This is a genomic window from Sphingobium fuliginis (genome assembly GCF_015074805.1).
GTDB lineage: Bacteria > Pseudomonadota > Alphaproteobacteria > Sphingomonadales > Sphingomonadaceae > Sphingobium > Sphingobium fuliginis.
On the sequence record NZ_CP060035.1, the window covers coordinates 2,862,308 to 2,886,982 of the forward strand.

The following is a 24,675-nucleotide window of genomic DNA, read 5'->3' on the forward strand; positions in this document are numbered from 1 at the left end:
CGGTCCGGCATTCAGCCCATGCGGGCCTGCAAAGCGCGATTTTCTGCGCTTCGGTGCGCACATACTTGCGTATGCTGCGCTCCGATGTTCGAAAATCACCCTTTTCGGCTCCGCCTGAACTGAATGCCGGAGCGCCCTATGGGGCGAGCTTATTGTTTCAAACAAGGGGTGGGTGCAGCCATGACCGACAAGTCGAATGTGGAATTTTCAGAGCGCGAGGCGCTGTTCTTCCACTCGACCGGCCGCCCCGGCAAGATCGAGATCATCGCGTCGAAGCCGATGGCGACCCAGCGCGATCTTTCGCTCGCCTATTCGCCCGGCGTCGCGGTGCCGGTGCGCGCCATCGCGGAAGACCCGGCAACCGCCTATGACTATACCGCCAAGGGTAATCTGGTCGCGGTCATCTCCAACGGCACGGCGATCCTGGGCCTCGGCAATCTGGGCGCGCTGGCGTCCAAGCCGGTGATGGAAGGCAAGTCGGTCCTCTTCAAGCGCTTCGCCGACGTCGATTCCATCGACATCGAACTCAAGACCGAGGATGTCGACAAGTTCATCGACGCCGTCGAGCTGATGGAGCCGACCTTCGGCGGCATCAACCTGGAGGACATCAAGGCCCCGGAATGCTTCATCATCGAACAGACGCTGAAGGAGCGGATGAACATTCCGGTCTTCCATGACGACCAGCACGGCACCGCGATCATCGCGGCGGCGGGCGTCATCAACGCGGCGATGCTGACCGGCCGCGACATGAAGGACATGAAGGTGGTGGTGAACGGCGCTGGCGCGGCGTCCATCTCCTGCACCGAACTGATCAAGGCGCTGGGCGTCCAGCATGACAATGTCATCATGTGCGACAGCAAGGGCGTGATCTACCAGGGCCGCACCGAGGGCATGAACCAGTGGAAGTCGGCCCATGCGGTGAAGACCGACGCCCGCACCCTGGCCGAAGCGGTGAAGGGCGCGGACGTGTTCCTGGGCCTCTCCGTTGCGGGCGCGATGACGCAGGACATGGTGAAGTCGATGGCCGACAAGCCGATCATCTTCGCCATGGCGAACCCCGACCCGGAAATCGCGCCGCCCGACGCCAAGGCGGTGCGCCCCGACGCCATCGTCGCCACCGGCCGGTCGGATTATCCCAATCAGGTCAACAATGTGCTGGGCTTCCCCTTCATCTTCCGCGGCGCGCTGGACGTGCGGGCGACCGGCATCAACGAGCCGATGAAGCTCGCCGCCGCCAAGGCGATCGCGGAACTGGCGCGCGAACAGGTGCCGGAGGAAGTGGCCAAGGCCTATGGCCGTTCGCACAGCTTCGGCCCGGATTACATCATCCCCGCGCCCTTCGACCCGCGTCTGATGGAGGTCGTCCCCTCCGCCGTCGCGCAGGCGGCGATGGAGACCGGCGTCGCACAGAAGCCGATTGCGGACATGGCGGCCTATCGCCAGTCGTTGAAGGCCCGGCTCAATCCGACCACGTCCGTCCTCACCACCGCCTATGAAGTGGCGAAGGCCAATCCCAAGCGCGTCGTCTTTGCCGAAGCGGAAGAGGAAGTGGTGCTGCGCGCAGCGATCCAGTTCCGCACGCTGGGCTATGGCATCCCCGTGCTGGTCGGTCGCGGCCATGTCTATGACAAGCTCAAGGAACTGGGCGTGCAGGACCCGGAAAGCTTCGAACTGCACAACAGCGTCAACTCGCCGCTGGTGCCGGAGATGGTCGACACGCTCTACAAGCGGCTCCAGCGCCGGGGCTATCTGCGCCGCGACTGCGAGCGGATGGTCAATCGCGACCGCAACATCTTCGGCTCGCTGCTGGTGAAGATGGGTCATGCCGACGCGATGATCACCGGCATGACCCGGCCCTTCGCCCAGACGCTGCGCGAAGTGAAGCGGGTGATGGACCCGGCGGCGGACCGCACCCCCTTCGGCATCCATGTGCTGGTGACGAAGGACAAGACGGTGTTCCTGGCCGACACCACGGTCAATGAGCGCCCCTCGGCGCAGGAACTGGCGGACATTGCGGAAGGCACGGTGGCGGTCGCCCGCCGCATGGGCCACGACCCGCGTGTCGCCTTCCTGTCCTATTCCAATTTCGGCAACCCGCCGGGCAGTTTCCTCGACAATGTGCGCGACGCGATCAAGGCGCTGGAAGAGCGGAATGTCGACTTCGAATTTGAAGGCGAAATGACCGTCGACGCGGCGCTCAACCCGACGGTGATGAAGAATTATCCCTTCAGCCGCCTGTCCGGCCCGGCCAATATCCTGGTGATGCCGGGGCTTCAGTCGGCCAATATCTCGGCCAAGCTGCTGCGCGAACTGGGCGGCGCGACCATGATCGGGCCGATGCTGGTCGGCATGGACAAGTCGGTGCAGATCGCCACCATGGCGTCCAACGCTTCGGAACTGCTGACGCTGGCGGTGCTGGCTTCGGCGGGTGTGGCTATCTGACGGAAGTGCGGGTTTGAGCGACTGGCCGGAGATGGCCAATCCAGACATTCCCCTCCCGTAAACGGGAGGGGTTAGGGGTGGGTGCGAGCGTAGCGAGCTTCTGACTTAGCCGTTGCAAAACAGCGCAGATGCCGCGCCAGCCCACCCCCTAGCCCCCTCCCGCCTGCGGGAGGGGGAATGTTCGCCTTCCACCCTAGATCGCGCGCCCTTTCCAGTCGGCCAGATCGTCCGGCTGGTCGATGTCGAAGCCCAGACCGCGCCGGACGACCGGCGAGAACATCAAACCAAGCCGTTCCGCTTCCGCCCTGTGCGCCGCGAAACTGCCCTGGCCATAATGGAACTGGAAATCCGCCGCTCGTGGCAGAGGCAAGGACAATGCATTGGTTCCCCGCCCATGGACATCGGGCGCGGCCGCAATGCCGGGGGCGTCCAGCAGCGCCGCCACATCCGCTGCCTCGACCAGCGGCAGGTCGGCTGAGAGGAACAGCAGCCGCTCGACTCCTGCCCCCAATGCCGCATCGCGGGCGCTCGTCACGGCAGGGTTAAGGCCGCCGCCCGGATCATCGAGCAAGCCTATGCTCTCCGGCAGTCCATGCCGCGACGGCCCCAGCAGCCGCAGCCTTTCCATCCCGACCACTTCCGCCGCAGCCCCCACCGTGCGGTGCAGCATCTCCGCAACCAGATTGCGCCGTCCGGTTTCGTCCAAAACAGGCGCCAGCCGCGTCTTGCAGGCGGCGGGCGCCTTGACCGGGATGACGATCCAGCAGTTCATGACCGTCAACCGGCGATCCGTTCGGCCAGATCCAGCGCCGCCCGCGCCACCCGGGCGCGGTCGTCCAGCGTCTTCATCAGCGTGTCGGTGACGGCATGGGCGATATCCAGCCCTTCGCCCCCGTCGCGCACGTCGACCAGCAGCGCGTCGATGACGCCTTCATAATGGGCGGCAATGGCCTGGTTGGTGACGCCCAGTCCCAACTCGCCCATCAGCTTGGCGGTCGGTCCCTTGACCGCCTGCCCGCCGACGATCGGTGACACCGCGACGACCGGCGCCTTCCTTGCCGCCAACGCTTCGCGGACGCCGGGCACCGCCAGAATCGGGTCGACGCTCAGCCAGGGATTGGACGGCGCGATCACTATGGCGCGGGTTGCGGGATCGCTGATCGCCTCCATTACGCCGGGGGCAGGATTCGCTTGTTCCGCACCCTCGAAGCGGATCGCCCGGACCGCCGGGACGCAGCGCTGCTCGACGAAATAGCGCTGGAAGGGGAGGTCGCCCGCATCGGTGGAGACATGGGTGGCCACGGCATCGTCGCTCATGGGCAATATCTTGAGGCCAAGGCCCCAGGCCGTCGCAAAACGGGCCGTTACCGCGCTCAACGTTTCGCCCGACGCCAGCATGTGCGACCGCAGCACATGCAGCGCCATGTCGCCGTCGCCCAGCAGGAACCAGTCCTCGCCGTCCAGCGATTTGAGCGCGTCCATGAAGCTCCATGTCTCACCCTCGCGGCCCCAGCCCTGCGCGGCATTGGCCCTGCCCGACAGGGTATAGAGCAGCGTGTCGATGTCGGGAGAGATCGCCAGCCCGAGATGACGGAAATCGTCCCCCGTGTTGACGATGGCGGTGATGTCCTCCGGCGGGCAGACCTGCATCAGCCCCAGCACCAGCTTCGCGCCGCCGACGCCCCCGGTCAGAACGACGATGCGGCCGCTCACCGGAACAAATCCTCTTCCAGCGGGCGGACCAGCGCGCCCGCGCCTGCATCTCCTTCGGGCAGGGCTACGCCGCGCAGCAGGGCGGCGGGCACGCTTTCCGCGCCCTCGCCCGTCACCAGCGTCGCGGCGGTGGCGATCTGGTCGGCCAGCGCGATCTGCGTCACCTCCAGCCGCCGTCCGTCCCGATCCTCTTCGCCGCGGCGGTCGACCAGCGCGGGCAATCCCGCCGCGCCGATTGCGACGCCCACCACGCCGTGGCGCCATGGCCGCCCGAAACTGTCGGAAACGACGATGCCGATCCCGGCCGCCTCGGGCCCCGCCAGCGCCGCCAGCAGGCCGCGCGCCGATCCGTCGGGATCGAGCGGCAGCAGCAATGCGCGATCTTCATCCCCCGGCCCGATATTGGACCGGTCGATGCCGCCGTTCGCCATCACATGGCCCAGCCGGTGGCGGGTGATCAGCACATGGGGCACCGCGCGCACCACGCTGCTGCTTTCGCGCAGCACCAGTTCGACCAGCCGGGGGTCCTTGCGCGTCGTGGCGGCCAGCTCCAGCGCCTGCGCGCCCGGCTCGACGCTGTCCAGCGCGACCATCCGTCCTTCCGCCTTGGACAGGATCTTCTGCGTCACGACCAGCACATCGCCGGTCTGGAGCGGCCACAGGCCCGCCTTCGCCAGACTGTCGCGCAGCACCGCCGCCAGATCGTCGCCGGCCCGGATTTCAGGAATATCGCATAGCGGATGAATCGAGATCATGCCGTGCTGTAGCGTGCAATTGCCGGTTAAGGTAGCATTGCGATTTCCCGGAAAAGGAAACTCATGAGCTTATCAGCGGGATTCGCTTGCCATGCCCCGGCCGAGTCTGGAAGAGAGGCGACGATGAAGATCAGTGACGATATGTTTCCCCTTCAGGGCGCCCGCGCATGAGCGAGGCCATTGCCTTCGACAGCGGCACTTTCCGCCGTGTGCTGGGGCATTATCCCACGGGCGTCTGCGTCGTGACGGCGGTGGAGGACGATCATGCGCCCACCGGCATGGTCGTCGGTTCCTTCACCTCCGTTTCGCTCGATCCGCCGCTGGTCGCCTTTTTCCCTGCCAAGAATTCGCTGAGCTGGCCGCGGATCGAAAGGGCGGGGAAATTCTGCGTCAACATCCTCGCCAGCGACCAGAAGCCGCTTTGCCAGCAATTTTCGGCCAAGGGCGCGAACGACAAGTTCGCCGGGGTGACGCATCGCGTCTCCGCCAATGGCTCCCCGATCCTGGATGGGGTGGTGGCCTGGATCGACTGCCGGCTCGAAGCGGTGCATGAAGCGGGCGACCATTATATCGTGCTGGGCCGGGTCATCGCGCTGGAGGTGGAAACGCCGGGCAAGCCGCTGCTCTTCTTCCAGGGCGGCTATGGCGAATTCGCTCATCTGAGCTGATCCTGTCGATCAGCGTTGTGCGGGGGAACACTGGGCCGGCCCCCGGCGCGCATATCCGCTTTCCATCCCCCCATTGCCGCCGCTGAATCGCATCTCCCCGCGGCCCGGAGGGGATCTCCGAAAACCCGCGAAAAATCATGGCCGTTACGGCATGGCGAGGGTATAGCCTGCCGGGCAGGCGGATAGGCGCGCCGAAGACGCGCCGCGAATGAGGAGATGCCGTTTTGAGCGCGATCGAGCGTTTTCCCAATCTGGTGACCATGTTCTTCGCCCGCGCCAAGGCGATGGGGGACACGCCCTTCCTCTGGCGCAAGGTGGCTGGCCAATGGAAGTCGCTGAGCTGGACCGAAGTCGCGCATGACGTCGCCGCACTGGCCAGCGCATTGCAGGCGCAGGGATTGAGGCCCGGCGATCCGGTGATGCTGGTCAGCGAGAACCGGCCGGAATTCTGCATCGCGGACCTTGCCATCATGGCCGCGGGCTGCGTCACCGTGCCGACCTACACCACCAACACCACGCGCGATCACCAGCATATCCTGACCGACAGCGGCGCCCGGGCCGTCATCGTCTCCACCGCCAGGCTGGCGCAGAACCTGATGCCAGCCGTGCTGCGGTCGCAGGCGAGCTTCGTCATCGGCATGGAGCCGTTGCGCGGCATGCAGGGTCATGTCGCCTGCCATTTGTGGAGCGACCTGATCGCCCATTATCCCACCGACATCGATGCCTGCGCCGCCGGCCAGACGGCGAAGCGCGACGATCTGGCCTGCATCATCTACACCAGCGGCACCGGCGGCGCGCCGCGTGGGGTGATGCAGCATCATGGCGCCATCCTCTGCAATATCGAGGGGGCGGACAAGTTGCTGGAGGAGGATTTCGGCCGGGAAGAAGAGGTGTTCCTGTCCTTCCTGCCGCTGTCCCACGCCTATGAACATAGCGGCGGCCAGTTCCTGCCGATCATGGCGGCCGGGCAGATCTATTATGCCGAAGGGCTGGAAAAACTCGCCAGCAATATCGAGGAGGCGCGGCCGACGATCATGGTCGTCGTCCCCCGCCTGTTCGAAGTGCTGCGCGCCCGCATCATCAAGTCGGTCGAGAAGCAGGGCAAATTCCCCACCTATCTGCTGGGTCAGGCGCTGCGCATCGCGGCCAGGGAACAGCGCGGGCGGAAATCGCTGCTCGACCTGCCGATGAAGGCGCTGCTGGCGCGCACGCTGAAGCCGAAGATCGCGGCGCGCTTCGGCGGGCGGATGAAGGCGCTGGTGTCGGGCGGGGCGCCGCTCAATCCGGATGTCGGCCTGTTCTTCGACGCGATGGGGCTGACGCTGCTCCAGGGTTATGGCCAGACCGAGGCGGGGCCGGTGATCAGTTGCAACCGCCCCCGCGCCGGGATCGCGATGGACACGGTCGGCCCGCCGCTCGACGGGGTGGAGGTGCGGATCGCGGAGGATGGCGAGATTCTCGTGCGCGGCGAGCTGGTGATGCACGGCTATTGGCGCAATCCCGCGGAAACGGAGAAGGCGCTGCAAAATGGCTGGCTCCACACCGGCGACATCGGGGAGATCGATGAAAAGGGCCGCATCCGCATCACCGACCGCAAGAAGGACCTGATCGTCAACGACAAGGGCGACAATGTCTCGCCGCAGAAGGTGGAGGGCATGCTGACGCTCCAGCCGGAGATCGGGCAGGCGATGGTCTATGGCGACCGCCGCCCGCATCTGGTGGGTCTGCTGGTGCCCGATGCCGAATGGACGCGGGAATGGGCGCAGGCGCAGGGACGGAAGGTTGAAGGGATCGCGGCCGATCCCGCCTATCAGGCGGCGCTGCGCGCGGCGGTCGACCGGGTGAATGACGACCTGTCCGTGATCGAACGGGTGCGGCGGTTCATCCTGGCGGATGAGCCCTTCACCATCGACAATAGCGAGATGACGCCGTCGATGAAGATCCGCCGCCACGTCATCCGCGCCCGCTATCAGGAACGGCTCGACGCGCTGTACAAGGGGTGAAGCCTGGCTGATCCCGTTCCTGCCTTTGCAGGACCAGGACGCCATAAGGAAGCAACCCTATTTCGACGGCGCGCGATAGGGGATGAAGTCACCCAGTGCGCAATTTCCCGTCACCATGCCGGTCATCAGGTCGGCGCTGGTCAACTGGTCCCCGCGGCAATATTGCGATCCCCAGGTCCTGATGATCAGCGTGTCGCCGCGCGACAGCCCGGAACAACTGCCGATCAGGTCGTTGCGGTAGACCAGCTGCCGGCTGACCCGGTACAGCAGGACGCTGTTGCTGATGGCCGTCAGATTGGACTGGGATTCCCGATTGACGCAGCTCGTCCTTTCGCCCGGCACCTTGCCCGCCAGGGCCCGTTCCAGCTCGCTGGTCTGTTTTTCGGTCAGCCTGGGCGGCTCATAGCTGTCCGAACATCCGGCCAGCAGCAGCGGGGCCAGGCACAGGCTGGAACGCAACATCCATGGACGCATGGCATCTCTCCTCATTCGTCCCGCTTTCAGGACGACAAAGCAGCGCGAAAACCGTCACGCCGCATCCTTTGCCGCGCGCCGTTCGGCCAGTTGCGCGACATCGCGGGCGCGCATGAAGACATTGGTCGCGCGTTCCTGCCCGATGCTGGTCGGCACCGTGGCCTCTCCCCGCGAACGCGCCGCGTCGACATCCCTCATGCGGGCGCGCAAGGCGGCGTTGTCCGGCTCCACCGTCAGGGCGAAGCGGCCGTTCGACTGCGTATATTCATGCGCGCAATAGACGGCCGTATCGTCGGGCAGGGCGGCGAAGCGCTGCATATTGGCGAACATCTGCGCCGCCGTTCCCTCGAACAGCCGGCCGCAACCCATGGCGAACAGCGTGTCCCCGACGAAGATCAGGCGGTCGTCGGCCAGATGATAGGCGATATGCCCGGCGGTATGGGCTGGCACCTCCAGCACGGTGGCCTGATGGGCGCCGATGCGGACGCTGTCGCCCTCCCTCACGGGGCGGTCCAGCGTGCCGATCTTCTCCGCCTCCGCCGCCGGGCCGGTGATGATGCAGCCCGTCGCCGCCTTGATCGCCGCATTGCCGCCGACATGGTCGCCATGCCAGTGGGTGTTCCAGATCTGGCCGATGGTCCAACCCCTCTGCCGGGCCGCTTCCAGCACCGGCTCCGCCACGGCGGGATCGACGGCCACAGTCTCCCCGCTGGCGTCGTCATGCAGCAGCCAGACATAATTGTCGCTGAGAACGGGTATGCGGACGACCTCCAGCATGGCCTACCAGGCTCCCACATTGGGCATCGATGCCCAGGGTTCGGCCGGATCAAGATGTCCGTCCTGCAACAGTTCGATCGAGATATTGTCCGGCGTCCGCACGAAGGCCATGTGACCGTCGCGCGGCGGCCGGTTGATGGTGACGCCCGCGTCCATCAGCCGCTGGCAGGTCTCGTAGATATTCTCGACCCGATAGGCGAGATGCCCGAAATTGCGTCCGCCGCCATAGACCTCCGGCGGCGTCCCGTCCTCCGCCGGCCAGTTATAGGTCAGTTCGACCTGCGCCTCTTCATCGCCGGGCGCGGCGAGGAAGACCAGCGTGAACCGCCCCTGCGCATTGTCGATGCGCTTCTGCTCCTCCAGGCCAAGCAGGCGGAAGAAGTCGACGGTGCGGTCGATGTCGGTCACGCGGATCATCGTGTGCAGATATTTGGGCAAGAAGTCACTCCATTCGTCGCCATAAAGCAACGGTTCATCTCTGAAAACCTAAGACGCTTCCAAGATAAGATGCGTCGGGCTTCGACGGAAGAGGGAGGCAGGCATGGCCTTAACTTATCATGACAAGCTTTTCATGGGATGCGCGGCCGTTCTGGCGCTCGGCATGGTCGGCGGCGGCTATCTGCTGGGCGACGGGCTCAAGCGGGCGAAGGCGGCGGACCGATCCGTCACCGTGCGCGGACTGGCGGAAAGGGATGTGACCGCGGACCTCGCCACCTGGTCGATCAGCTATTCCGCCACCGGTTTCGACCTGCCCGCTGTCCGGGCGGAGATCGACAATAACACCCGCGAACTGCGCGCCTATTTCGCCGGCCTCGGCTTCAGGCCGGATGCGCTGACCGCCACCGGCGCCGGGGTCAACCAATATATCAACAATGGCGTCAACACGATCACCATCACCCAGCGGATGTTGCTGCGCACCACCGACATTCCCCGCGCCCAGCGCGCCGTGGCGCAGCAATTCGACCTGGTCCGGCGGGGCGTCACGCTGCAGGAGGGGTCGGGCATGCGCTACAGTTTCACAAGGCTCAACGACGTGAAGCCCCGGATGGTCGCCGCCGCGACCAGGGATGCCCGCGCCGCCGCCGAGCAGTTCGCCCGCGACAGCGGGGCGAGCGTCGGCGGCATCAAGAGCGCGACGCAAGGCTATTTCTCGATCGAACCGCGTGATGGCGAAGCCGACGGGTCGAGCGACACACCCTATAAGAAGGTGCGCGTCGTCACGACCGTCGACTTTTACCTCAAATAGCCATCAATCCTTGTCGTCGCCGATGATCGCACCGGCAGCGCCGCCGATCACAGCGCCCTCCACCGTGCCAAGGCCGGTGGCGGAGCCCACCACGGCGCCGCCCGCACCGCCGATCAGCCCGCCGCGCGTCGCGCCATGCGAACAGGCGGTCAGCGCCAGCGCGCCCGCCGTCAGCAGGCCCAGCGCCGCGATCCTTCCATGACGATCCGGCATCCTCATGCTCCTTTTCCCCTCGCGTCCCGCCTGGCGGGCCAACGGAGAATGGCGGGCGGAGGTTCCCTGATCCCCCTTCAGCGGGCGGGCTTCGGCGGCAGGCGGGAAAGATTGTCAGCGGCCGCCTTTCCCGCCGGCGCTTCTGCCGCCAGCTTCACCGCCCGCTGCCAGGCGGAACGGGCCACATCCTCATGATCGGTGAGGATGGCGATATTGCCTTCCTCCAGCGCGACGGAAGCATCGTCGGGCGAAAGCTGCACCGCCCGCGCGATATGCGCCTGCGCCAGCTTCATTTCCCCCGATCGCCGGGCCAGCGTGGCCGAAAGCAGCCAGGCCAGCGGGTCCCGCGGCACCTGATCCAGCGCCGCATCGAGCGAAGCGCGGGCGCCCTTCACATCGTTCAGCGCCACCAGCGCGCGGGCGCGGTCCAGATGGACCTCGCCCTTCTCCAGACCGTCCGGCAACCCACGCGCCAGCGCCGCGTCGAAATCGTCCCGCGCCTTGGCGGCGTCGCCACCAGCCAGCGCGGCATTGCCGGCCTGCGCCCAGAGCCGGCCGCTCTGCACCATTTCGCCATTGCGTTCGGCTTCGTCCGCCCCCTGTTCGAAGGCGACGATGGCGGGCGCCCAGCGTTCGGCGCGGGCATAGGCAAAGCCCATGCAGTTGCGCGCATAGAAGCTGCCGCCGTCGATCCGCCATTGCTGCGCGAAGGCGACGCCCTTGTCCGGCGCCTCCACCGCCTGGTCCAGGCAGGCCTGGAATTTCGCCGCATATTTGTCCGGCACCGGAATGCGGCCCTCACTCGCTCCTGCTCCTGACCGCGCCGGAGCGGCCGACGCAGAAGCCGCCGCTTCCGCCCTTTCCTTCCTCTTGCGGCTCATCACCGCCTCGACCTCCGGATCATAGGCCTGCGGGGCGAGCAGCAGCAGCGGGAGGAGGAGGAAGGGCATCAGAGGCTGTCCAACAGGCTGGAGACGGTCCGGATCAGCAGGGCGATGTCCGGGTCGCGGGAAAGGCGATGGTCGCCATCCTTAATCAGCAGCGTCTGCACATCGGATGAACGCAGCCGCTCCGCGATCCGCAACGCCGTTCGCCAGGGCACGTCGGGGTCGGCCTGCCCCTGCAACAGCCGCACCGGGCAATCGATCGCGATCTCCCCCTCCAGCAGCCGCAGCGACTGGCCCGATTCCCAGAAGGCCAAGGTGGTGACATAGGGGTTATCGCCATAAGGGGTCGGTTCGACGATCCGTCCTTCCGTCGCCAGCAGGGCCTTGTCCGCATCGGTAAAGCCCCATTCGGTGAAATCCGGCGCCGCCGCGATGCCGACCAGCCCCGCCACCCGCTCCGGCCGGGCCAGCGCGATCAGCAGCGCCAGCCAGCCGCCCATGGAAGATCCGACCAGCACCACCGGCCCCTGGGTCAGGGAATCGATCAGCAGCAGCGCATCGTCGCGCCAACTCGCCAGCGTGCCATCCTCGAACCGTCCCTCGCTCGCGCCATTGCCGGCATAATCGAGCCGCAGCATCGCCCGGCCCTGATCCTGCGCCCAACCGTCCAGCGCAACCGCCTTGCCCCCTTCCATGTCGGACATGTAGCCGGGCAGGAAGACGATCGTGGGGCCGGTGCCGGGCCGGTGCCGACAGGCCAGCCGCAACCCGTCCGGCCGAGGGTGAAAGGCGGGCGGCGCGACGTCGGGACGATCCATGCTATTTCTCCGGTTCAACGGCAGGGGCCTGAAAAAGCCCCGTAAAAAGCTCTTGGCCTGGAAACCAGAAAAATAAAAAATAATGCGCCTGCCGTGATTGACAGCCCCCCGGCCAGCGGCTAGTTGCGCGCTCCTACCCCGTGCCCAGATGGCGGAATTGGTAGACGCACCAGCTTCAGGTGCTGGCGATCGCAAGGTCGTGGAGGTTCGAGTCCTCTTCTGGGCACCAGTCAATGATTTTAGCGTGTTGAAATTACACGCTAAAATCATTGACTGAGATTTCGATACCCTCAATCGTTCCCACTTTTTCGTCGCGTTGCACTGACACGCATTGGGAGATTGCGAGACCACGTAGGTCGGTCAGGGGATCGATAAGGCTCCCTCTTTTCCGTCTTCGACGTTATCATAGGCTGTGGCAGACAGGATCACACCTGAGGCGCGAAGCGCGAACATGAGTCGCGTGCGCAACAAGAACACCAAGCCAGAGCTAAAAGTGCGCAGCACTTTGCATCGCGCTGGCTATCGTTTCAGGCTTCACGGGCGGACACTTCCCGGATCACCTGACATCGTATTGCCCAAATACCGCACTGCAATCTTTGTTCACGGCTGTTTCTGGCATGGACATGAAGGATGCCGGCGTTCCAAGCTGCCCGCCACCCGCACTGACTTTTGGGCGGCGAAGATCAGTCGGAATAAGGAACGGGATTGCGATGCCGAACAAGAACTGATTGCGCTCGGTTATCATGTCGTGACTCTTTGGGAGTGTGAGCTTAGAAGCGAAAGCCTGATTTTGAGCCAAGTGGATAGCGTGACTGGGCGGGGCGAAGTTTGAAAGCCATCAAGAGAGAATTAGACGGTGTGCAGGCAAGCATATCGAGTGGACACGACGTTGTCCCTTTCATGACACGTATGCTGCGCTCTTCTGACGCAGCATTCAAACCGCTTCCTTCTGAAATGTTGGAAATCCTTCGTTCGTCAATCGATTATCAAAGCCTCCGGCCGGGTGCTCCCCCAACGTGGCTACAAGTTGCCGCTGGCAACGAATCCATTGAGGTCGTCGTTTACCGGGCGGAGGTCGACGGCAAGCACTACGTTTTCGCGCCGAACGAGACAAATTGATGGCGAGGCGACCACGGGGTAATAATTCCGAAGCGCTAAGGCGCGATCTGATAGACCTCTTAACCAACTTCGAGCAGTACCTTGGAAATAGCGGGCTGAGAGATCAAGTCCGAGCGTTGGTGCCTGCCCACAAACTCCTGCAAGACCTTGGGTGCTCGCTGTTGCCGCAAGGTGCCCAACTTTCAGCACGCGAACGCATCCTTGCTTACCTAAGGACTTTCCCAGGTCAGGTTATCGACGGCAACGAACTGATGATCGTTGCTGGAATTAGCGAGTATGCACGGCGGCTGCGCGAACTACGAGTAGAAGAAGGCTGGCCAATTTTGTCGGGCATGACAGCGCGAGAGCAGCGGGATGCGGATGAGGAAGGCGGCTTGGGGAATGATCTTCTTCCCGTAATGAAGCCAGACCAGTATATGTTGGCTGAGGATCGGCAGGATCGCGACGCCGCACATCGCTGGAATATGGCAAACCAAATTCGCAAGAGCGACGCGGGCGTGCGCGACAAGCTACTGCGTTTTTTCAGGGCAAATGTGGGTAAGCCCATTACTTCGGAAGAACTGCGGTATGTTGCCGGGAATGTCAGCGAATGGGCTCGGCGCACGCGGGAGTTGAGGACCGAGGATGGGTGGCCAGTGGTAACCCGCACCAGTGGCGACCCATCGCTGCCGGTCGGTGTCTATGTGCTAATGCGTGACGAGCAGGCCCCCGCCCATGATCGGCATATCCCGGAAATTGTTCGACGCGAAGTCATGCGCCGGGACAATTGGTCTTGCCGCTGGGTGGGATGTGGCTGGCCGCATGGCTTCCCTGAAACCGATCATCGGTTTCTTGAGGCGCATCATATCGTCCATCACCACAAAGGGGGCGAGAACACGGCCGCCAATCTGGTCACCCTGTGTAATCTGCATCATGACGAGACCCACCGCACCGGCGTTCTGAATATCGAACCTCTTTAGGCCGCTGCCTTCATCTTCCCGTCAAGGATTTGGCGAACGACTGAGGCAATCGCTCCCGCGAGCGGCGGGGGGACCGCGTTGCCAATCTGGCGCGCAATCTCAACCTTAGTGCCTACAAATTTGAAGTCATCGGGGAACCCCATGAGGCGAGCAGCCTCACGATGTGTAATCGGACGATCCTGATCCGGATGAAGATAGCGGCCCTTTTCTGGTTTGAAGAATTCAGTTCGGATCGTCACCGATGGGCGGTCCCACCACAGTCGGCCGAACAGATCGGTGCCGCCGGAAGTCTTTCGAATCCAGCAGTCAGGTGTGATCTCCGGCGCGTTCCGCTGAAGGTCAAACCTGTTTCCTCCCGGAGGAACAGCCTTATAACGCTTTAGGCTTTTCTCGGTCGGGTTTCTCCCAAAATGCAAGTTCAGTGGGGTTTTGGTCTTTCGGACCTCGGTGCCCACAGGCTTCGGCAAATCTGCGATCACATCCCGCACCGTCCGCCAAGGGGGTAGGTTGGTGATGGAATTGGGCTGCGCATGGGTAGGCAGAGGCGGGAACTGCGGAGCAACCATCCCATGCTTGAATCCAACTATTACCGTGCGCTTGCGGGTCTGCGGCGCGCCATAATCTGCTGCCAAAAGAATCTCCTTCACAATCTGGAAGCCGATTTTTTTGGCGTGCTTCTCAATCGCGGCGCATTCGGGGGACTTGAGTAGCTCGGCAACATTTTCGATCACGAACATCGATGCACCGCTGCGCTCGACGACATCCATGAACGGAAGCCAGAGGGCTCGTCGCCGATCACCGGCGCGACGCTTGTTCAACAAACTAAACCCTTGGCACGGTGGCCCACCAATGACGATGTCCGCAGCCGGGATAGGTCTATCCGTTGAAACCCACTCTTCAATGTCACCACAATCGGCGTGAGGACCGAAGTTTGCACGATGGGTCTCGACTGCCGCAGGGTCAAAATCCAACGACCATACGCTCTCGAATCCACCGCAGAAGCGGTGATCGGTGAACCCCAAAGTCATGCCCCCGGCTCCCGAGAAAAGATCGATTAGCCGGTAATTCATATGCCCCCGCGACCGCGAACTGAAATGTGCGTGCGAACCCTACCGATCCGCGAATCATGAGGCAAGAAGTTCGTGGTTCGTTCTGTCGATTTGCCACGGGTTGCCCGCTGCGCGCGAAGAATGCGGCTGCGATCCTCGAAGCCGTAATGAAGCATCGCCCACTGGCGCGACACCAAAGAAAATCATGTTTGCCTTTCATGTTCGTGGATCGAAAATTAATATGCGCCACCGCTTGCTCAGCGAAATCATGTCTCTAGAATACCCTCAATTCGGGAGGGGGGAATGCAGTTAAGGTTCGTTACGGCGATTGTGGTCTTTCTTGGATCATACCTACCGCTGGCCCTCATCCTGTTTTCGCAGAACGTCAAATATTCCAGCTTCGGAAAGCCATTTTGCTGGCCCTTGAAGGCAGCCTCATGCGCACTGCCTCTGCAAAATGCGGGGTATTCGATTGGTTTTTTCATCGCGACGCTTGCCTGTTTCGGGCTAACCGTTCTCGCACTAGCTCTTGTGCGCACCACACAGGACGTCACTGTGCGTGAAGCGGAGTACGTGCCTACCGATCTGATGAATTACACGCTACCATATGTAGTATCATTCATGGGTATCAATTATCAGGAAACCGAAAAATTCGTAGGATTTTGCGTATTTCTTGCGTGGATGTTTTGGATTACGCACAAGTCTGGGCAAATTTTCCTTAACCCGATCCTCATCGCCCTTGGTTGGCGACTATATAATATTACCTACAACTTCGCAGGGAGTGCCGATCTTCACAAAGGCCGAGCGCTCGTAAAAGGCCACTTGGAACCCGGCCCTTACCAACAGTGGCCGGTGCAGGACATACAGATAATCAAACCGCAGGAAAGCCAATGACAATACCAGCAGTCCTCAACAATTTTGATATTCAGAATGCCGGACTGACGGTTTGGCTTTTCAAGAAGTCTGGCGGTGGCGCGGGCGCAGCCCCGACCTACACCGGGCGTTGGATCACAACCGAAGACGATTTGAATATTGCTTTGAAAGCCTCAATTGGCGAAGCGCGAAGCCGGATCGAGGAGGTGCAGGAGTATGGGCTGTTAGCACAGAACAATGAGGGCAGCGCGCTTCTCATCGACACCGCCGAAACGCATGCAGGATTGATTGTAACACAATCGGCAAACGCCCTGCCTCAGAAAAAAGTGAAGAAGGAGAAGGAAGTCATTAACACTGACTTCTTCGTCGTAAGACTAACGCACGGCGACGAGGTTTTGCATGTTGTGAGACGAACGGATAGCTCGTGGAAAACAAAAAAGAGAAAAGGTGTTATCGACATTGGATTTCGCGATAACGCGCTTGAACTAGATAACACTCCAAGTTTTTCATTATCGAAGTATGTTGATTTTTTCATCGCCGGTGATCGAATTATTATTCCGCACAAGGCGAACTTTGAAGCTGTGCTGAGCTACCGGGAGGCCCATGCCAATGAGTTTGTAACGCTTCAGACGGAAGTCGAGTTCGCGCAGATATTTTCGGACCTAGCTCCGCTCACCGCCTTCGTTGGCAGCAACAAGATTCATCTGCGTCGCATGTGTTCGATCCGACAGAAAGGGCACTATAAAGATCAGGCCTTCATGGCGAACCTCAGGCAGCACCATGCCGCCCACGGCCTTGCGCTCCAATTCGACGGGAGTGGCTTGATCGTATGCACCCCCAATAATTGTCGGGATGTGATGACTGCGCTTCTAGATCACCGCCTAGCATCGGCATTTTCGCAGAACGTGTATGACGTTCCCGATGCTACCCAAGTGGCTTGAATGAGGAGTCTATAGGGATATCGCCAACGCGAAACGGGGGGGCGACATGGATAAATTGACGATTGAACATGTCTGGCGGCAACAAAAAGAAATTCCAGTAATCCTTCGTCGTACCGGCAAAGGCCAGATGCTCCGCGTGCGTCTACCCTATTCTACCGACAACCGAAGTTGGCTTCAGAACGATCGACGCGCCATCCCGACTTGGTCTATAAAGAATAAATATTGGGAAATTTCCAAAAGCTTGGTTTGACGATTTCGTTAATCGTGCGCTTGCAAAGTACGGCAAGCTATATGTCGTTCAGCCATATCGCGAACAGGAAATATGCGCTCACCAATGCCGGAATGCGACAGGCCATGAGTGCCAGTGCTCCTGCATGGGTCAGTATCATGGCCAAGGCGACGATGGATCGTGGTTTGATGTGACGGATACCTTCTCGACGCGCTGGGGACAGAGGATGGTTGCTTGTCGCCTGATGATCGCGCGATCAGAATCGTAGCTAGAAACCGTTGATTGCCCGGCTTACTTACTAGTGGCCAAGACTAACGTGGCCGTCCTATTCTGATTGTGCATCGCACCGGCTCCTTGACCTTTTCCGCCGTCCTCTCGCACGCGACTATGGCGTCGCGGTTTGCCTGCCTCATATCGGCGGCGTCCACGATGGCCTGCCAGCCGTCCGGATTCCCGGCGCGCATTAGACGAATGCCCGCTTCCCATAGCGACGGCTCCCCCATCGTGCGCGTCGCGACCCGCTCAGGCCATTGCCAGCTTTTGGGTGCAAGGCTGACCGCCCATCCCGGATAGGCCAGCCAGAGGAGAGAGACGGTCAGCGCCGTGCCTATGCCGGTATAGACCAAGTGCCGGCGTTGCCTGTCCTTGGTGCGGACAGCACCGATGGCCCGCATCTGATCGGCATGGGCTTCGCGCAGAAGCGCCTGCGCCTGTTTGATGGACGCCTTGTCCGTGTCCCGCGCCGCTTCTGCGGCCATTATGATCCGTTCCGCCATGCTCTCCGGGGTCATGTTGAGCGCTTCGGACTGCGAAAAAGCCTTCATGTGCTTGGCGAACTCGGCCAAGGCGGCGTTGATCTTGCCCAGCGTCGGGTTGTAGTCGGGAACCTCGATGCTCTGCTTCTCGACGGCGATATGCTCAAGGGCGCGGGCGATCACCGCCAAACGGCCGTCAAGCCTCTGCTCCATCGCCTCCACGCGCGCCGCCAGGTGCGCGAACGCCTCCGCCGCCGTGCCGGTCGGCGGCTGGGATTCAGGCTCGTTCGACAGGGATTGGTCGTCCATATGCTGTTCTCCTTGTTCTAGCGTTCAATGCCGCGGCTCATGTCGCGGCCATGATCGAAGGGGATGGAAGCGGTGAGATCGCGGCCGATGCTGCGGCCCATGTCCTGACCGATCTCAAGGCCAAGCTCGCGGCTGCGTAGCCCCAGCACGGATTCGAGCTGGGCGTCGCGCTCAAGGCTTTTCGCCATGTCGGCCATGTGCTGCGCTGTGGTCTTCGCGGCCCGGAAATTACCGTCGCGCACAAGTTCCTGATGCTGGCGCTGCAACTGCTGCCAGCCTTCTACGAACCTGTCGGCGCGCTGGAAGGGATCGATGCGGATTTCCGCCTCCGCCTGCATCGCGCGCAAGGCCTCATGGCCGCGCCCCTCTGCCGCTTCGCGGATCAGTTCCGGGCCAGCCCGGAACGCGCTGTTCAAATCGGTCGAGCCTTCGGGCCGGATCGCGTCGAGAGCGTCGCGTGCCTTGTCCAGCGCCTCGCGCTGGTGGGGCATAGGGTCGATGCCCTGCGCGCGCGTCTGCCGGATCGCGTCCAGCGCCTTGGCGTAGCGCTCGACTGCACCGCGCAAGCCGCCTGCGCGCATCGGCTGCGGGTCATGCTCGCGCTGCTGCTGGCGGGCTGGATCGTGAACAGGCGCGGAAGCGAAGCGGCCAAGGTCGAGACCATCGAACATGCCGCGTCCGGGTTCGGGTGCGGGCGATGGCACGCGATCCTGACCGGGCAGCGAGAGGCGCAGCCCGTCGAAGATCCCGCGCGCCTTCTCCACCACGGGCCTGACGATCTCGGCTACACGCTCGCCGAAGCTGATGCCGCGCCGTTCCGCGAACTGCTGGGTCGGATCGCGGCGCTCGTAGTCGCTCGCCATGTCCTTGGCACGCTCGCGGGACAGGGTGCGGACGAGCCGGGACTCGTCCTTGAAATCGTCCCGCCCATAATGGAAGTCCACGCCTTCCCGGTGGCGCGTGAGGACGACATAGGTTCCGTGCCGATCCATCCCCGGCGTGGCCAGCGCATGGGTGCGATCGACGCTGACGGCCTGCGTCTTGTGGATCGTGGCGGCATAGCCATGGTCGAGGTCGCGATAATCCTTGAGGTCGAACGACACGGAGCGCCCATCATCGGTCCGCACGGTCATGCTCTGCTCGTTGACCCGTTCGATGGTCCCCAGCGTGCCGTTCTTGACCTCAAGGCTGCGTTCGTTGCGCCGGAACATGACGCGATCCCCGGATGCAAAGTCGCGGTCGCCGTTGGCGGTCTTCACGCGGGCATCGTCGCCCAGTTCGCCCGCCTCGCGGCGCTTGTCGCGCGCCATCTCGTTGAGGTTCCGCACCTCGTCATTGGTGTGGGTGAAGATCATCCGCGTCTTGTCGGGTTCGGCCTGCCGCGCCGCATCCCAACGGTCGATCAGGTCAACGCGCGCCTGTTCGCGGGTTTCGGCGGCGTGGACCATGCCGCGATCTGCATAGGCCCGGATCGCCTCGCCGGTCCTGCCGGTCGCCAGATGGCGGGTGGCGTCCTTCTGCCATCCCTCATGCTGGCGGCGGATTTCGGTGATCTCGACGCCGCCATGCCGTTCATGGAGCGCCCGGAACGCCGCGCCCGCCTCGATCGCCTGCAACTGCTCGGCGTCGCCGACAAGCACGACCTTCGCGCCCGCTGCTTCGGCATGAGAAAGCACGCGCTCCATCTGGCGCGTGCCAACCATGCCCGCCTCATCGATCACCAGCACGTCGCGCGCGGTCAGAAGGTCGCGTCCCTGCGCCCAGCCATATTCCATGCTGGCGATGGTGCGCGAGGCGATGCCGGAACCATTCTCCAGCCCCTCCGCCGCGATGCCCGACAGCGCCACGCCGCGCACCTCGAAGCCTGACCGCTCCCACGCCTCCCGCGCGACGCCCAGCATCGCGCTCTTGCCGGTCCCGGCATAGCCTACGACGATGCTCAAATCCCGATCGCCGGTCACATGCTCGAACGCCGATCGCTGCTCGCCCGACAGCAACAATCCGCGCCCCTCCGCGCTGGTCAACGCCGCCTCACGCGCCTTCTCGTCCGTGCGATGCCGTTCGCGTTCCGCCATCAATTCCGAAGCACGTTGCAACCGCTGCTCGGCTTCGATCATGTCGCGCGACGTAAAGCGATCGTCGCCGCGCCCGTCCCTGCCCAAGGCGATCAAGTCAGGCGAAGCGCGAACGGCGCTCATCGCCCGGTCATATTGCTCCTTGCCGTCGCTGTGCCGGTGGACGAACATCGCAAGGTCGCGATTGGTGAACGTCGCCTGATGATGGGTGATCGCATTGAGCGCCACGGAAGGATCGGCGATGATACGTTCACCGTTCCGCTCGGCGACGGCGCGGTGATCCTCGATCCGCTCCGACTCAAGGCCGCGTGTCCCCATGCGCGATGCGGCGGGGCCGATCTTGTCTTGCGGCTCAAGGTCGATGCCCTGCGCTTCTAAAGATCGGTGATCGATGCGGGCATCAATATCCAGTTCGGCAAGCCGCGCGTTGACATGATCGGCCCAGCGCTCACGCCATTGCTCGACAAGTTCGGTGCGGTTCCAGTCGCGAACCTTTGCGCCGAAACCTTCCTCGCCGACTTCGCGCATGGTGAGCATGACATGGGCGTGCGGCTTCGCCAGCGTGTCCGCGCCGATGTCCCAATGCACATTCAAATCCGCGATCATGCCGCGATCGACAAATTCGGCGCGCACGAAATCCTGTGCAAGCGCGACGCCCTGTGCCTGCGTCATCTCGCGCGGAATGGCGAACTCGACTTCGCGCGCAAGCTGCGCGTCCTTGCGCTTCTCGGTTGCCTCGACCTCGTTCCACAGGGTCGCGCGATCGGAGAAGCGTTCGGGCGCGCCTTCGGGCAGGAGGATTTCCGAATGGACGACGCCCGCCTTGTTCGTGAAGTCATGGTCGCGGTCGAGGCGATCATCGTGCAGCCGCTCGGCCGCACGATAGGCCGCCGCCGCGACGGCGCTGCGCCCTTGCGCGCGGCCAATGACCTGAACGGAGAAATGGTAGATCGCCATAACGATCGTCCATTTACTACTCTTAGCGCACGTCGGCACGACGTATAAGCGCGCCCTCCTCGAATAAAATCCGAGCAGGGACTAGGCGGTGTCATCCCGTCCCAGCGACTCTACTGCGCCACCGCCTGCCTTCTTCTATCATGGGCGCATCATCACTCAATGGAGACTTTACGATGCGTAAGCCCAAAGACTTCGATTCGGAACTGAAAGCGCTCGCCGACAAGGCGAAAGCGATCAAGGAGCGGCGCGTGCGCCAGCTTGGCGAACTGGTCACGGCAACCGGGGCCGATGCGCTCGACGCTGAACTCTTGGCCGGGGCGCTGCTCGGTGCCGCCGCCATGAATGATACCGCCACGAAGGAGGGCTGGCGCAAGGCGGGCGCGGCCTTCTTTCAGGGCAAGGCACGTCAGCCTGCGCCGCGACCTGACCAACAGCCGGAAGGCGCTCTACCGCTCCAAGGCGGCGCGGCACCGCGTTGAGGCAGCCAAGGCACGAACCGACACAAGGGAATGGGTCATGAAGCGGCGGGAAAGAACACGCCACCTGATCGAGTTGGGCGGGCTAGTCGTTAAGGCAGGACTGGTCGATCTGACCGACGATGATCGCGCCACGCTCTATGGTGCGTTCCTCGCCGTCGCAGAGAGACTACGGGGCGATGAGGGAAAAACCGCGCTCGCCTTGTGGCAACGCAGAGGAAAGCGGGCCTTTGAGGCGGAACAGGACGGCGGTTAGCGCGGGACAGACAACCGCACGCTGCCGTCCGGCTCCGCTTGATACTCGACCGTCGCCACGATGGGCGGGCGGCTCTTGTCGCAATAACGCACGGTGATGACGCCCTCCCGGATCGCAGGACAGAGACCGGAGCCATAAAGAATGTCCGCCAGCGCGTCGAAGGTGGTCGCCTTCGCGCGATAGGCACCTGTCCACCGCACCGCCCAAATGTCATCATTGGCCTTGACCCGGTAGCCAGCCCTCTGCGCAACGTCCATGACCGCGCCGAGCACGGTGTCCGCGCGCACGTCGAAGTCCAGCACGGCGGAAAGGTCTGCGGGTTTGGAACGGACGGCCTGCGCGGACTTCATCCGCCATAGCGTTGCCTCTGCGCCAGCCATGAAAAGGCACATGCCGACCATCGCCAAGGGCAGATGGTCAATCCAGCGTTTGAATCCGTTCGATCGCCAGAAATGGCGAGCCGGAATGAGCGGATTCCAGCGGCTCCGTGATGGGGCAGCACGTCGCACGATCCGCCATGTCCGTTGCAACATGTTGGCGCGGTGAGCAGGCCGGAAAAGGGATATGGTGTTCGTCGGCTCTGCTGGTGGTGGAAGCATCGGCTCTGGCAGGCTTGCGGCAAGCGACGCCTGATGATCCGCGACGGCGCATGCCGCGCGTTCCGCCAGTATCTCCACCCGCGCGAACGCCCACGCCAGTTCCTCGCCCGAAATGCGGTAGGTTCGCCCATAGCGGGCCTCGACGTAAGCACGGCGAATGCAGCCGAACGCGCGACGCTCGAACCGGCTGTCTCGCGGCCATGCCGAACACAGGTGCGGGTCCAACGCTTCCGCCGCCTCGCGCAGTTCATCCAGCGCATGGGTGCGCGGAGCGTGCAGGCTGATCGAGCGCAACACGGACAGGTAGAAATGCTCGCACGCCTGATGCAGCATCAGTGCCGCCATCGGCGCATCGCCCCGCTTTCGATAGAAAGCCGCGCCCGCCAGAAAATCCGTTCCGCGCTTATGCCACCGGATGAACTCCGCAACACCCCGGATAGCCCGTTCCCGCGCCGGAAGACGGCGCGGCTCTTGCAGCCGCAAGCCTTCCATGTGGTAGAGCGCGATGCCCTGTTCGGCGATCGTGACGAAATAGGGATTGCCCTCGATAAGAGCGCCGTTCATCCGCTCAAGGTTTTCCACGGACAGCCGCACCGGATGGGCGATCTCGCCATGCTCCCATGCACGGCGGAGCCGGTCGCGCACCAGCCGCCAGTCGCGTTCGCTGCGGGCAAGGCGGGAATAGTTGACGATGGCCAGCAGGCGGAACGCTTCTCCCGGTGCAACCTCCGCCCAATCCTTCTCGGCATGTGGACCATGCAGGATCAGGGTGAGGATGCGGCCTGCCCGGAAATGTTCGGAGCATCGGCCCTTGGTCGTCTCCTCGAACGTTTCGAACAGGATCGTGGTGACGTGAAGAAGCTCATCCCGGATTGAGGTGGGCAGATGATCGGCGTCGGTGCGCAACATCATGACCGCGCCTCCTGTGCGCGAAGCCGACAACCCTTCGGGCGCGGATGGCCGGTCACGTCATGCACGCGATCCACCAAGGCGCGCACAAGGGGCTTGATCGTAGCAGGGATGAACCCGCCCGTCTGGGGCCGGTCTTCCTCCCAATCGTCATAATGATAGCCCCACTTCCAGTAGGGCGAGAGAACCACGGCCAGCCGCGCCATGTCCGGGCAGTCATGGCCGAAGCCGCACGCATTGGCGTAGGCCAGCGCCTTGGCGATATCCTGCTTGATGTGCTGGGCGTTCCATTCATCGGCAAAGCCTACGTCCAGCAAATAGGCGCATAGCGCCTGCTGGCAGACGAAGCCTGCGTAATGCAGGGCTGGGTTGGAAAATCGGCTTTCGTGGAAAGGAACGACTTCTGCCAGCGACCAGCGCCGTTCCGCATTGTGATAGCGGAAGCGGCTGATGCTTCGCCCTTCTTTCGTGCGCGCAATCGTCGCGGGTTCGTCCTCATAGCGTTGGTGAAGCGGCGCCAGCGCCTTCGCCCAGGGCGAAGTGATGGCCGATGCCGTGAAAGGCGCGATCGTCATTCCGCGCAGCAGGGCGCGGCGGGATTGAGATACAGTCATGGGCACCTCCGTTCCGCATCCATCGCGGCGAGGCGGGCATGACGGGCGGATACGGAACGGTCCCGGCACTCCCGCATGATTCGCGATGCCGGGTTGCCCAACAGCCTTCGGCAAGGAAGGCCGTTGCGGTGATATACGCCATCGTTTAATCAATAAACGATGGCGTATATGTAAATAAACGGTGGCGTCAATGGGTTTGGCTTGGAGATTGTTATCGTGCCCGATAGCGACAGGGCGATGGGACGCCCGCCACTTGGAATGAAGCCGACGACGATCAGGCTATCTACTGACACGCTTCGCCGTATTGAGTCGCTTGTCGGCAACCGCAGGATTGCCCTGTTCATCCGGGAGGCGGTCGAGAATGAATTGCAGCGCCGCGAGGATTCCCAGCCGACCAAGGATTGACCTCGCCGCTGACGAAAACCTCGTGCGATGACGCTGCCGGACACTTTCACATTCCAACGGTGATTTTCGGACAGTCCAGTCCTGCGGCGAGACGCCGCCATCGACACAGGCAGGAATAGGCCGATACCGCAGCGAACGTCTTGACAATATATGG

General features: G+C 62.9%; 26 protein-coding genes and 1 tRNA gene. 13 read left to right on the plus strand and 14 right to left on the minus strand.

Features of this window, described 5'->3' with window-relative positions:
* Window positions 1-180 precede the first annotated feature (180 nt).
* Window positions 181-2,442, plus strand: a complete 2,262-nt coding sequence (locus H5V43_RS13870; RefSeq protein ID WP_025551740.1) for an NADP-dependent malic enzyme — start codon at window positions 181-183, stop codon at window positions 2,440-2,442.
* A 193-nt stretch (window positions 2,443-2,635) separates the two neighbouring features.
* Here the strand turns inward: H5V43_RS13870 and cofC are convergent, their stop codons facing one another.
* The 3 genes from cofC to cofE are packed head-to-tail and all read right to left on the minus strand — an operon-like array spanning window position 2,636 to window position 4,910.
* Window positions 2,636-3,214 (minus strand): 2-phospho-L-lactate guanylyltransferase, encoded by a 579-nt coding sequence (gene cofC, locus H5V43_RS13875; protein WP_025547978.1) that lies wholly within the window; start codon window positions 3,212-3,214, stop codon window positions 2,636-2,638.
* 5 nt (window positions 3,215-3,219) lie between these two features.
* Window positions 3,220-4,155, minus strand: coding sequence for a 2-phospho-L-lactate transferase (cofD, locus tag H5V43_RS13880; RefSeq protein ID WP_037481810.1), 936 nt, complete (start codon window positions 4,153-4,155; stop codon window positions 3,220-3,222).
* Window positions 4,152-4,910, minus strand: a complete 759-nt coding sequence (gene cofE / locus H5V43_RS13885; protein WP_025547977.1) for a coenzyme F420-0:L-glutamate ligase — start codon at window positions 4,908-4,910, stop codon at window positions 4,152-4,154. Before cofE ends, cofD begins: the two co-directional genes overlap by 4 nt.
* A gap of 167 nt (window positions 4,911-5,077) precedes the next feature.
* On the opposite strand from cofE, the gene H5V43_RS13890 reads away from it, so the two are divergent.
* Both H5V43_RS13890 and H5V43_RS13895 read left to right on the plus strand, forming a co-directional pair.
* A complete protein-coding gene (locus H5V43_RS13890) occupies window positions 5,078-5,578 on the plus strand; it encodes a flavin reductase family protein (protein WP_025547976.1) in 501 nt (166 codons plus the stop codon).
* A 260-nt stretch (window positions 5,579-5,838) separates the two neighbouring features.
* Window positions 5,839-7,581 carry an AMP-dependent synthetase/ligase gene (locus tag H5V43_RS13895; RefSeq protein WP_052816659.1) on the plus strand — a complete coding sequence of 581 codons (1,743 nt, stop codon included), beginning with the start codon at window positions 5,839-5,841 and terminating at the stop codon, window positions 7,579-7,581.
* Between the two features lie 57 nt (window positions 7,582-7,638).
* Here H5V43_RS13895 and H5V43_RS13900 read toward each other — a convergent pair whose 3' ends face one another.
* The 3 genes from H5V43_RS13900 to H5V43_RS13910 are packed head-to-tail and all read right to left on the minus strand — an operon-like array spanning window position 7,639 to window position 9,270.
* Entirely contained in the window at window positions 7,639-8,055 is a 417-nt protein-coding gene (locus H5V43_RS13900) for a hypothetical protein (protein WP_025547974.1), read from the minus strand.
* A gap of 54 nt (window positions 8,056-8,109) precedes the next feature.
* Window positions 8,110-8,832, minus strand: a complete 723-nt coding sequence (gene gloB, locus H5V43_RS13905; RefSeq protein ID WP_025547972.1) for a hydroxyacylglutathione hydrolase — start codon at window positions 8,830-8,832, stop codon at window positions 8,110-8,112.
* A 3-nt stretch (window positions 8,833-8,835) separates the two neighbouring features.
* The gene (locus tag H5V43_RS13910; RefSeq protein ID WP_025547971.1) at window positions 8,836-9,270 is read right to left on the minus strand and encodes a VOC family protein; all 435 of its coding nucleotides are present in this window, start codon (window positions 9,268-9,270) and stop codon (window positions 8,836-8,838) included.
* 103 nt (window positions 9,271-9,373) lie between these two features.
* Between H5V43_RS13910 and H5V43_RS13915 the strand changes: the two genes are divergently transcribed.
* Entirely contained in the window at window positions 9,374-10,078 is a 705-nt protein-coding gene (locus H5V43_RS13915) for an SIMPL domain-containing protein (RefSeq protein WP_044660563.1), read from the plus strand.
* Window positions 10,079-10,081: 3 nt separating this feature from the next.
* Here H5V43_RS13915 and H5V43_RS13920 read toward each other — a convergent pair whose 3' ends face one another.
* The 3 genes from H5V43_RS13920 to H5V43_RS13930 form a co-directional block, all read right to left on the minus strand.
* The gene (locus H5V43_RS13920) at window positions 10,082-10,291 is read right to left on the minus strand and encodes a hypothetical protein (protein ID WP_040261238.1); all 210 of its coding nucleotides are present in this window, start codon (window positions 10,289-10,291) and stop codon (window positions 10,082-10,084) included.
* Between the two features lie 77 nt (window positions 10,292-10,368).
* On the minus strand, window positions 10,369-11,241 hold the full coding sequence (locus H5V43_RS13925) for a tetratricopeptide repeat protein (RefSeq protein ID WP_025547967.1): 873 nt from the start codon (window positions 11,239-11,241) through the stop codon (window positions 10,369-10,371).
* Complete coding sequence (locus H5V43_RS13930; protein ID WP_025547965.1) at window positions 11,241-11,996, minus strand: alpha/beta fold hydrolase; 756 nt, start codon at window positions 11,994-11,996, stop codon at window positions 11,241-11,243. The genes H5V43_RS13925 and H5V43_RS13930 overlap by 1 nt, the downstream gene beginning before the upstream one ends.
* Window positions 11,997-12,138: 142 nt before the next feature.
* On the opposite strand from H5V43_RS13930, the gene H5V43_RS13935 reads away from it, so the two are divergent.
* The 3 genes from H5V43_RS13935 (at window position 12,139) to H5V43_RS13945 (ending at window position 14,074) form a co-directional block, all read left to right on the plus strand.
* Window positions 12,139-12,225, plus strand: a tRNA-Leu gene (locus H5V43_RS13935).
* 183 nt (window positions 12,226-12,408) lie between these two features.
* Window positions 12,409-12,828 (plus strand): very short patch repair endonuclease, encoded by a 420-nt coding sequence (locus tag H5V43_RS13940; RefSeq protein ID WP_128830697.1) that lies wholly within the window; start codon window positions 12,409-12,411, stop codon window positions 12,826-12,828.
* Window positions 12,829-13,276: 448 nt separating this feature from the next.
* Window positions 13,277-14,074, plus strand: coding sequence for an HNH endonuclease (locus H5V43_RS13945; RefSeq protein ID WP_200887609.1), 798 nt, complete (start codon window positions 13,277-13,279; stop codon window positions 14,072-14,074).
* On the opposite strand, the gene H5V43_RS13950 is transcribed toward H5V43_RS13945, so the two are convergent.
* Entirely contained in the window at window positions 14,071-15,144 is a 1,074-nt protein-coding gene (locus tag H5V43_RS13950) for a DNA cytosine methyltransferase (protein ID WP_025547962.1), read from the minus strand. The genes H5V43_RS13945 and H5V43_RS13950 overlap by 4 nt on opposite strands.
* A 282-nt stretch (window positions 15,145-15,426) precedes the next feature.
* Between H5V43_RS13950 and H5V43_RS13955 the strand changes: the two genes are divergently transcribed.
* The 3 genes from H5V43_RS13955 (at window position 15,427) to H5V43_RS13965 (ending at window position 17,360) form a co-directional block, all read left to right on the plus strand.
* On the plus strand, window positions 15,427-16,017 hold the full coding sequence (locus tag H5V43_RS13955; RefSeq protein WP_025547961.1) for a hypothetical protein: 591 nt from the start codon (window positions 15,427-15,429) through the stop codon (window positions 16,015-16,017).
* Entirely contained in the window at window positions 16,014-16,937 is a 924-nt protein-coding gene (locus H5V43_RS13960) for a Kiwa anti-phage protein KwaB-like domain-containing protein (RefSeq protein ID WP_193666700.1), read from the plus strand. The genes H5V43_RS13955 and H5V43_RS13960 overlap by 4 nt, the downstream gene beginning before the upstream one ends.
* Window positions 16,938-17,159: 222 nt before the next feature.
* Window positions 17,160-17,360: a hypothetical protein gene (locus tag H5V43_RS13965; protein ID WP_040261233.1), complete on the plus strand. Its 201-nt coding sequence runs from the start codon at window positions 17,160-17,162 to the stop codon at window positions 17,358-17,360.
* A gap of 117 nt (window positions 17,361-17,477) precedes the next feature.
* On the opposite strand, the gene H5V43_RS13970 is transcribed toward H5V43_RS13965, so the two are convergent.
* Together H5V43_RS13970 and traA are read right to left on the minus strand one after the other, a co-directional pair.
* Window positions 17,478-18,230, minus strand: a complete 753-nt coding sequence (locus tag H5V43_RS13970) for a DUF6118 family protein (protein ID WP_025547958.1) — start codon at window positions 18,228-18,230, stop codon at window positions 17,478-17,480.
* 17 nt (window positions 18,231-18,247) lie between these two features.
* Window positions 18,248-21,262 carry a Ti-type conjugative transfer relaxase TraA gene (traA, locus tag H5V43_RS13975; protein ID WP_025547956.1) on the minus strand — a complete coding sequence of 1,005 codons (3,015 nt, stop codon included), beginning with the start codon at window positions 21,260-21,262 and terminating at the stop codon, window positions 18,248-18,250.
* A 173-nt stretch (window positions 21,263-21,435) separates the two neighbouring features.
* On the opposite strand from traA, the gene traD reads away from it, so the two are divergent.
* Window positions 21,436-21,741 (plus strand): conjugal transfer protein TraD, encoded by a 306-nt coding sequence (gene traD, locus H5V43_RS13980; protein ID WP_025547954.1) that lies wholly within the window; start codon window positions 21,436-21,438, stop codon window positions 21,739-21,741.
* A 37-nt stretch (window positions 21,742-21,778) separates the two neighbouring features.
* Window positions 21,779-21,994 (plus strand): conjugal transfer protein TraD, encoded by a 216-nt coding sequence (locus tag H5V43_RS23485; RefSeq protein ID WP_025547953.1) that lies wholly within the window; start codon window positions 21,779-21,781, stop codon window positions 21,992-21,994.
* Here H5V43_RS23485 and H5V43_RS13990 read toward each other — a convergent pair.
* Window positions 21,991-23,505: a HEPN domain-containing protein gene (locus H5V43_RS13990; RefSeq protein WP_025547952.1), complete on the minus strand. Its 1,515-nt coding sequence runs from the start codon at window positions 23,503-23,505 to the stop codon at window positions 21,991-21,993. The genes H5V43_RS23485 and H5V43_RS13990 overlap by 4 nt on opposite strands.
* On the minus strand, window positions 23,502-24,116 hold the full coding sequence (locus H5V43_RS13995; protein WP_193666702.1) for a hypothetical protein: 615 nt from the start codon (window positions 24,114-24,116) through the stop codon (window positions 23,502-23,504). The genes H5V43_RS13990 and H5V43_RS13995 overlap by 4 nt, the downstream gene beginning before the upstream one ends.
* Before the next feature lie 216 nt (window positions 24,117-24,332).
* Here H5V43_RS13995 and H5V43_RS14000 point away from each other — a divergent pair, with 216 nt between their 5' ends.
* On the plus strand, window positions 24,333-24,521 hold the full coding sequence (locus tag H5V43_RS14000; RefSeq protein ID WP_037481805.1) for a hypothetical protein: 189 nt from the start codon (window positions 24,333-24,335) through the stop codon (window positions 24,519-24,521).
* Window positions 24,522-24,675: the final 154 nt, after the last annotated feature.

Coding starts and splice junctions, on each gene's coding strand:
- H5V43_RS13960 (WP_193666700.1), top strand. CDS start 16,014: ATGACAATACCAGCAGTCCTCAACAATTTTGATATTCAGAATGCCGGA.
- H5V43_RS13900 (WP_025547974.1), bottom strand. CDS start 8,055: ATGCGTCCATGGATGTTGCGTTCCAGCCTGTGCCTGGCCCCGCTGCTG.
- gloB (WP_025547972.1), bottom strand. CDS start 8,832: ATGCTGGAGGTCGTCCGCATACCCGTTCTCAGCGACAATTATGTCTGG.
- H5V43_RS13955 (WP_025547961.1), top strand. CDS start 15,427: ATGCAGTTAAGGTTCGTTACGGCGATTGTGGTCTTTCTTGGATCATAC.
- H5V43_RS13895 (WP_052816659.1), top strand. CDS start 5,839: ATGTTCTTCGCCCGCGCCAAGGCGATGGGGGACACGCCCTTCCTCTGG.
- H5V43_RS13995 (WP_193666702.1), bottom strand. CDS start 24,116: ATGACTGTATCTCAATCCCGCCGCGCCCTGCTGCGCGGAATGACGATC.
- H5V43_RS13920 (WP_040261238.1), bottom strand. CDS start 10,291: ATGCCGGATCGTCATGGAAGGATCGCGGCGCTGGGCCTGCTGACGGCG.
- H5V43_RS13870 (WP_025551740.1), top strand. CDS start 181: ATGACCGACAAGTCGAATGTGGAATTTTCAGAGCGCGAGGCGCTGTTC.
- cofE (WP_025547977.1), bottom strand. CDS start 4,910: ATGATCTCGATTCATCCGCTATGCGATATTCCTGAAATCCGGGCCGGC.
- H5V43_RS13890 (WP_025547976.1), top strand. CDS start 5,078: ATGAGCGAGGCCATTGCCTTCGACAGCGGCACTTTCCGCCGTGTGCTG.
- H5V43_RS13915 (WP_044660563.1), top strand. CDS start 9,374: ATGGCCTTAACTTATCATGACAAGCTTTTCATGGGATGCGCGGCCGTT.
- H5V43_RS13925 (WP_025547967.1), bottom strand. CDS start 11,241: ATGCCCTTCCTCCTCCTCCCGCTGCTGCTGCTCGCCCCGCAGGCCTAT.
- H5V43_RS13930 (WP_025547965.1), bottom strand. CDS start 11,996: ATGGATCGTCCCGACGTCGCGCCGCCCGCCTTTCACCCTCGGCCGGAC.
- cofC (WP_025547978.1), bottom strand. CDS start 3,214: ATGAACTGCTGGATCGTCATCCCGGTCAAGGCGCCCGCCGCCTGCAAG.
- H5V43_RS13990 (WP_025547952.1), bottom strand. CDS start 23,505: ATGATGTTGCGCACCGACGCCGATCATCTGCCCACCTCAATCCGGGAT.
- H5V43_RS13950 (WP_025547962.1), bottom strand. CDS start 15,144: ATGAATTACCGGCTAATCGATCTTTTCTCGGGAGCCGGGGGCATGACT.
- H5V43_RS13970 (WP_025547958.1), bottom strand. CDS start 18,230: ATGGACGACCAATCCCTGTCGAACGAGCCTGAATCCCAGCCGCCGACC.
- traD (WP_025547954.1), top strand. CDS start 21,436: ATGCGTAAGCCCAAAGACTTCGATTCGGAACTGAAAGCGCTCGCCGAC.
- traA (WP_025547956.1), bottom strand. CDS start 21,262: ATGGCGATCTACCATTTCTCCGTTCAGGTCATTGGCCGCGCGCAAGGG.
- H5V43_RS23485 (WP_025547953.1), top strand. CDS start 21,779: ATGAAGCGGCGGGAAAGAACACGCCACCTGATCGAGTTGGGCGGGCTA.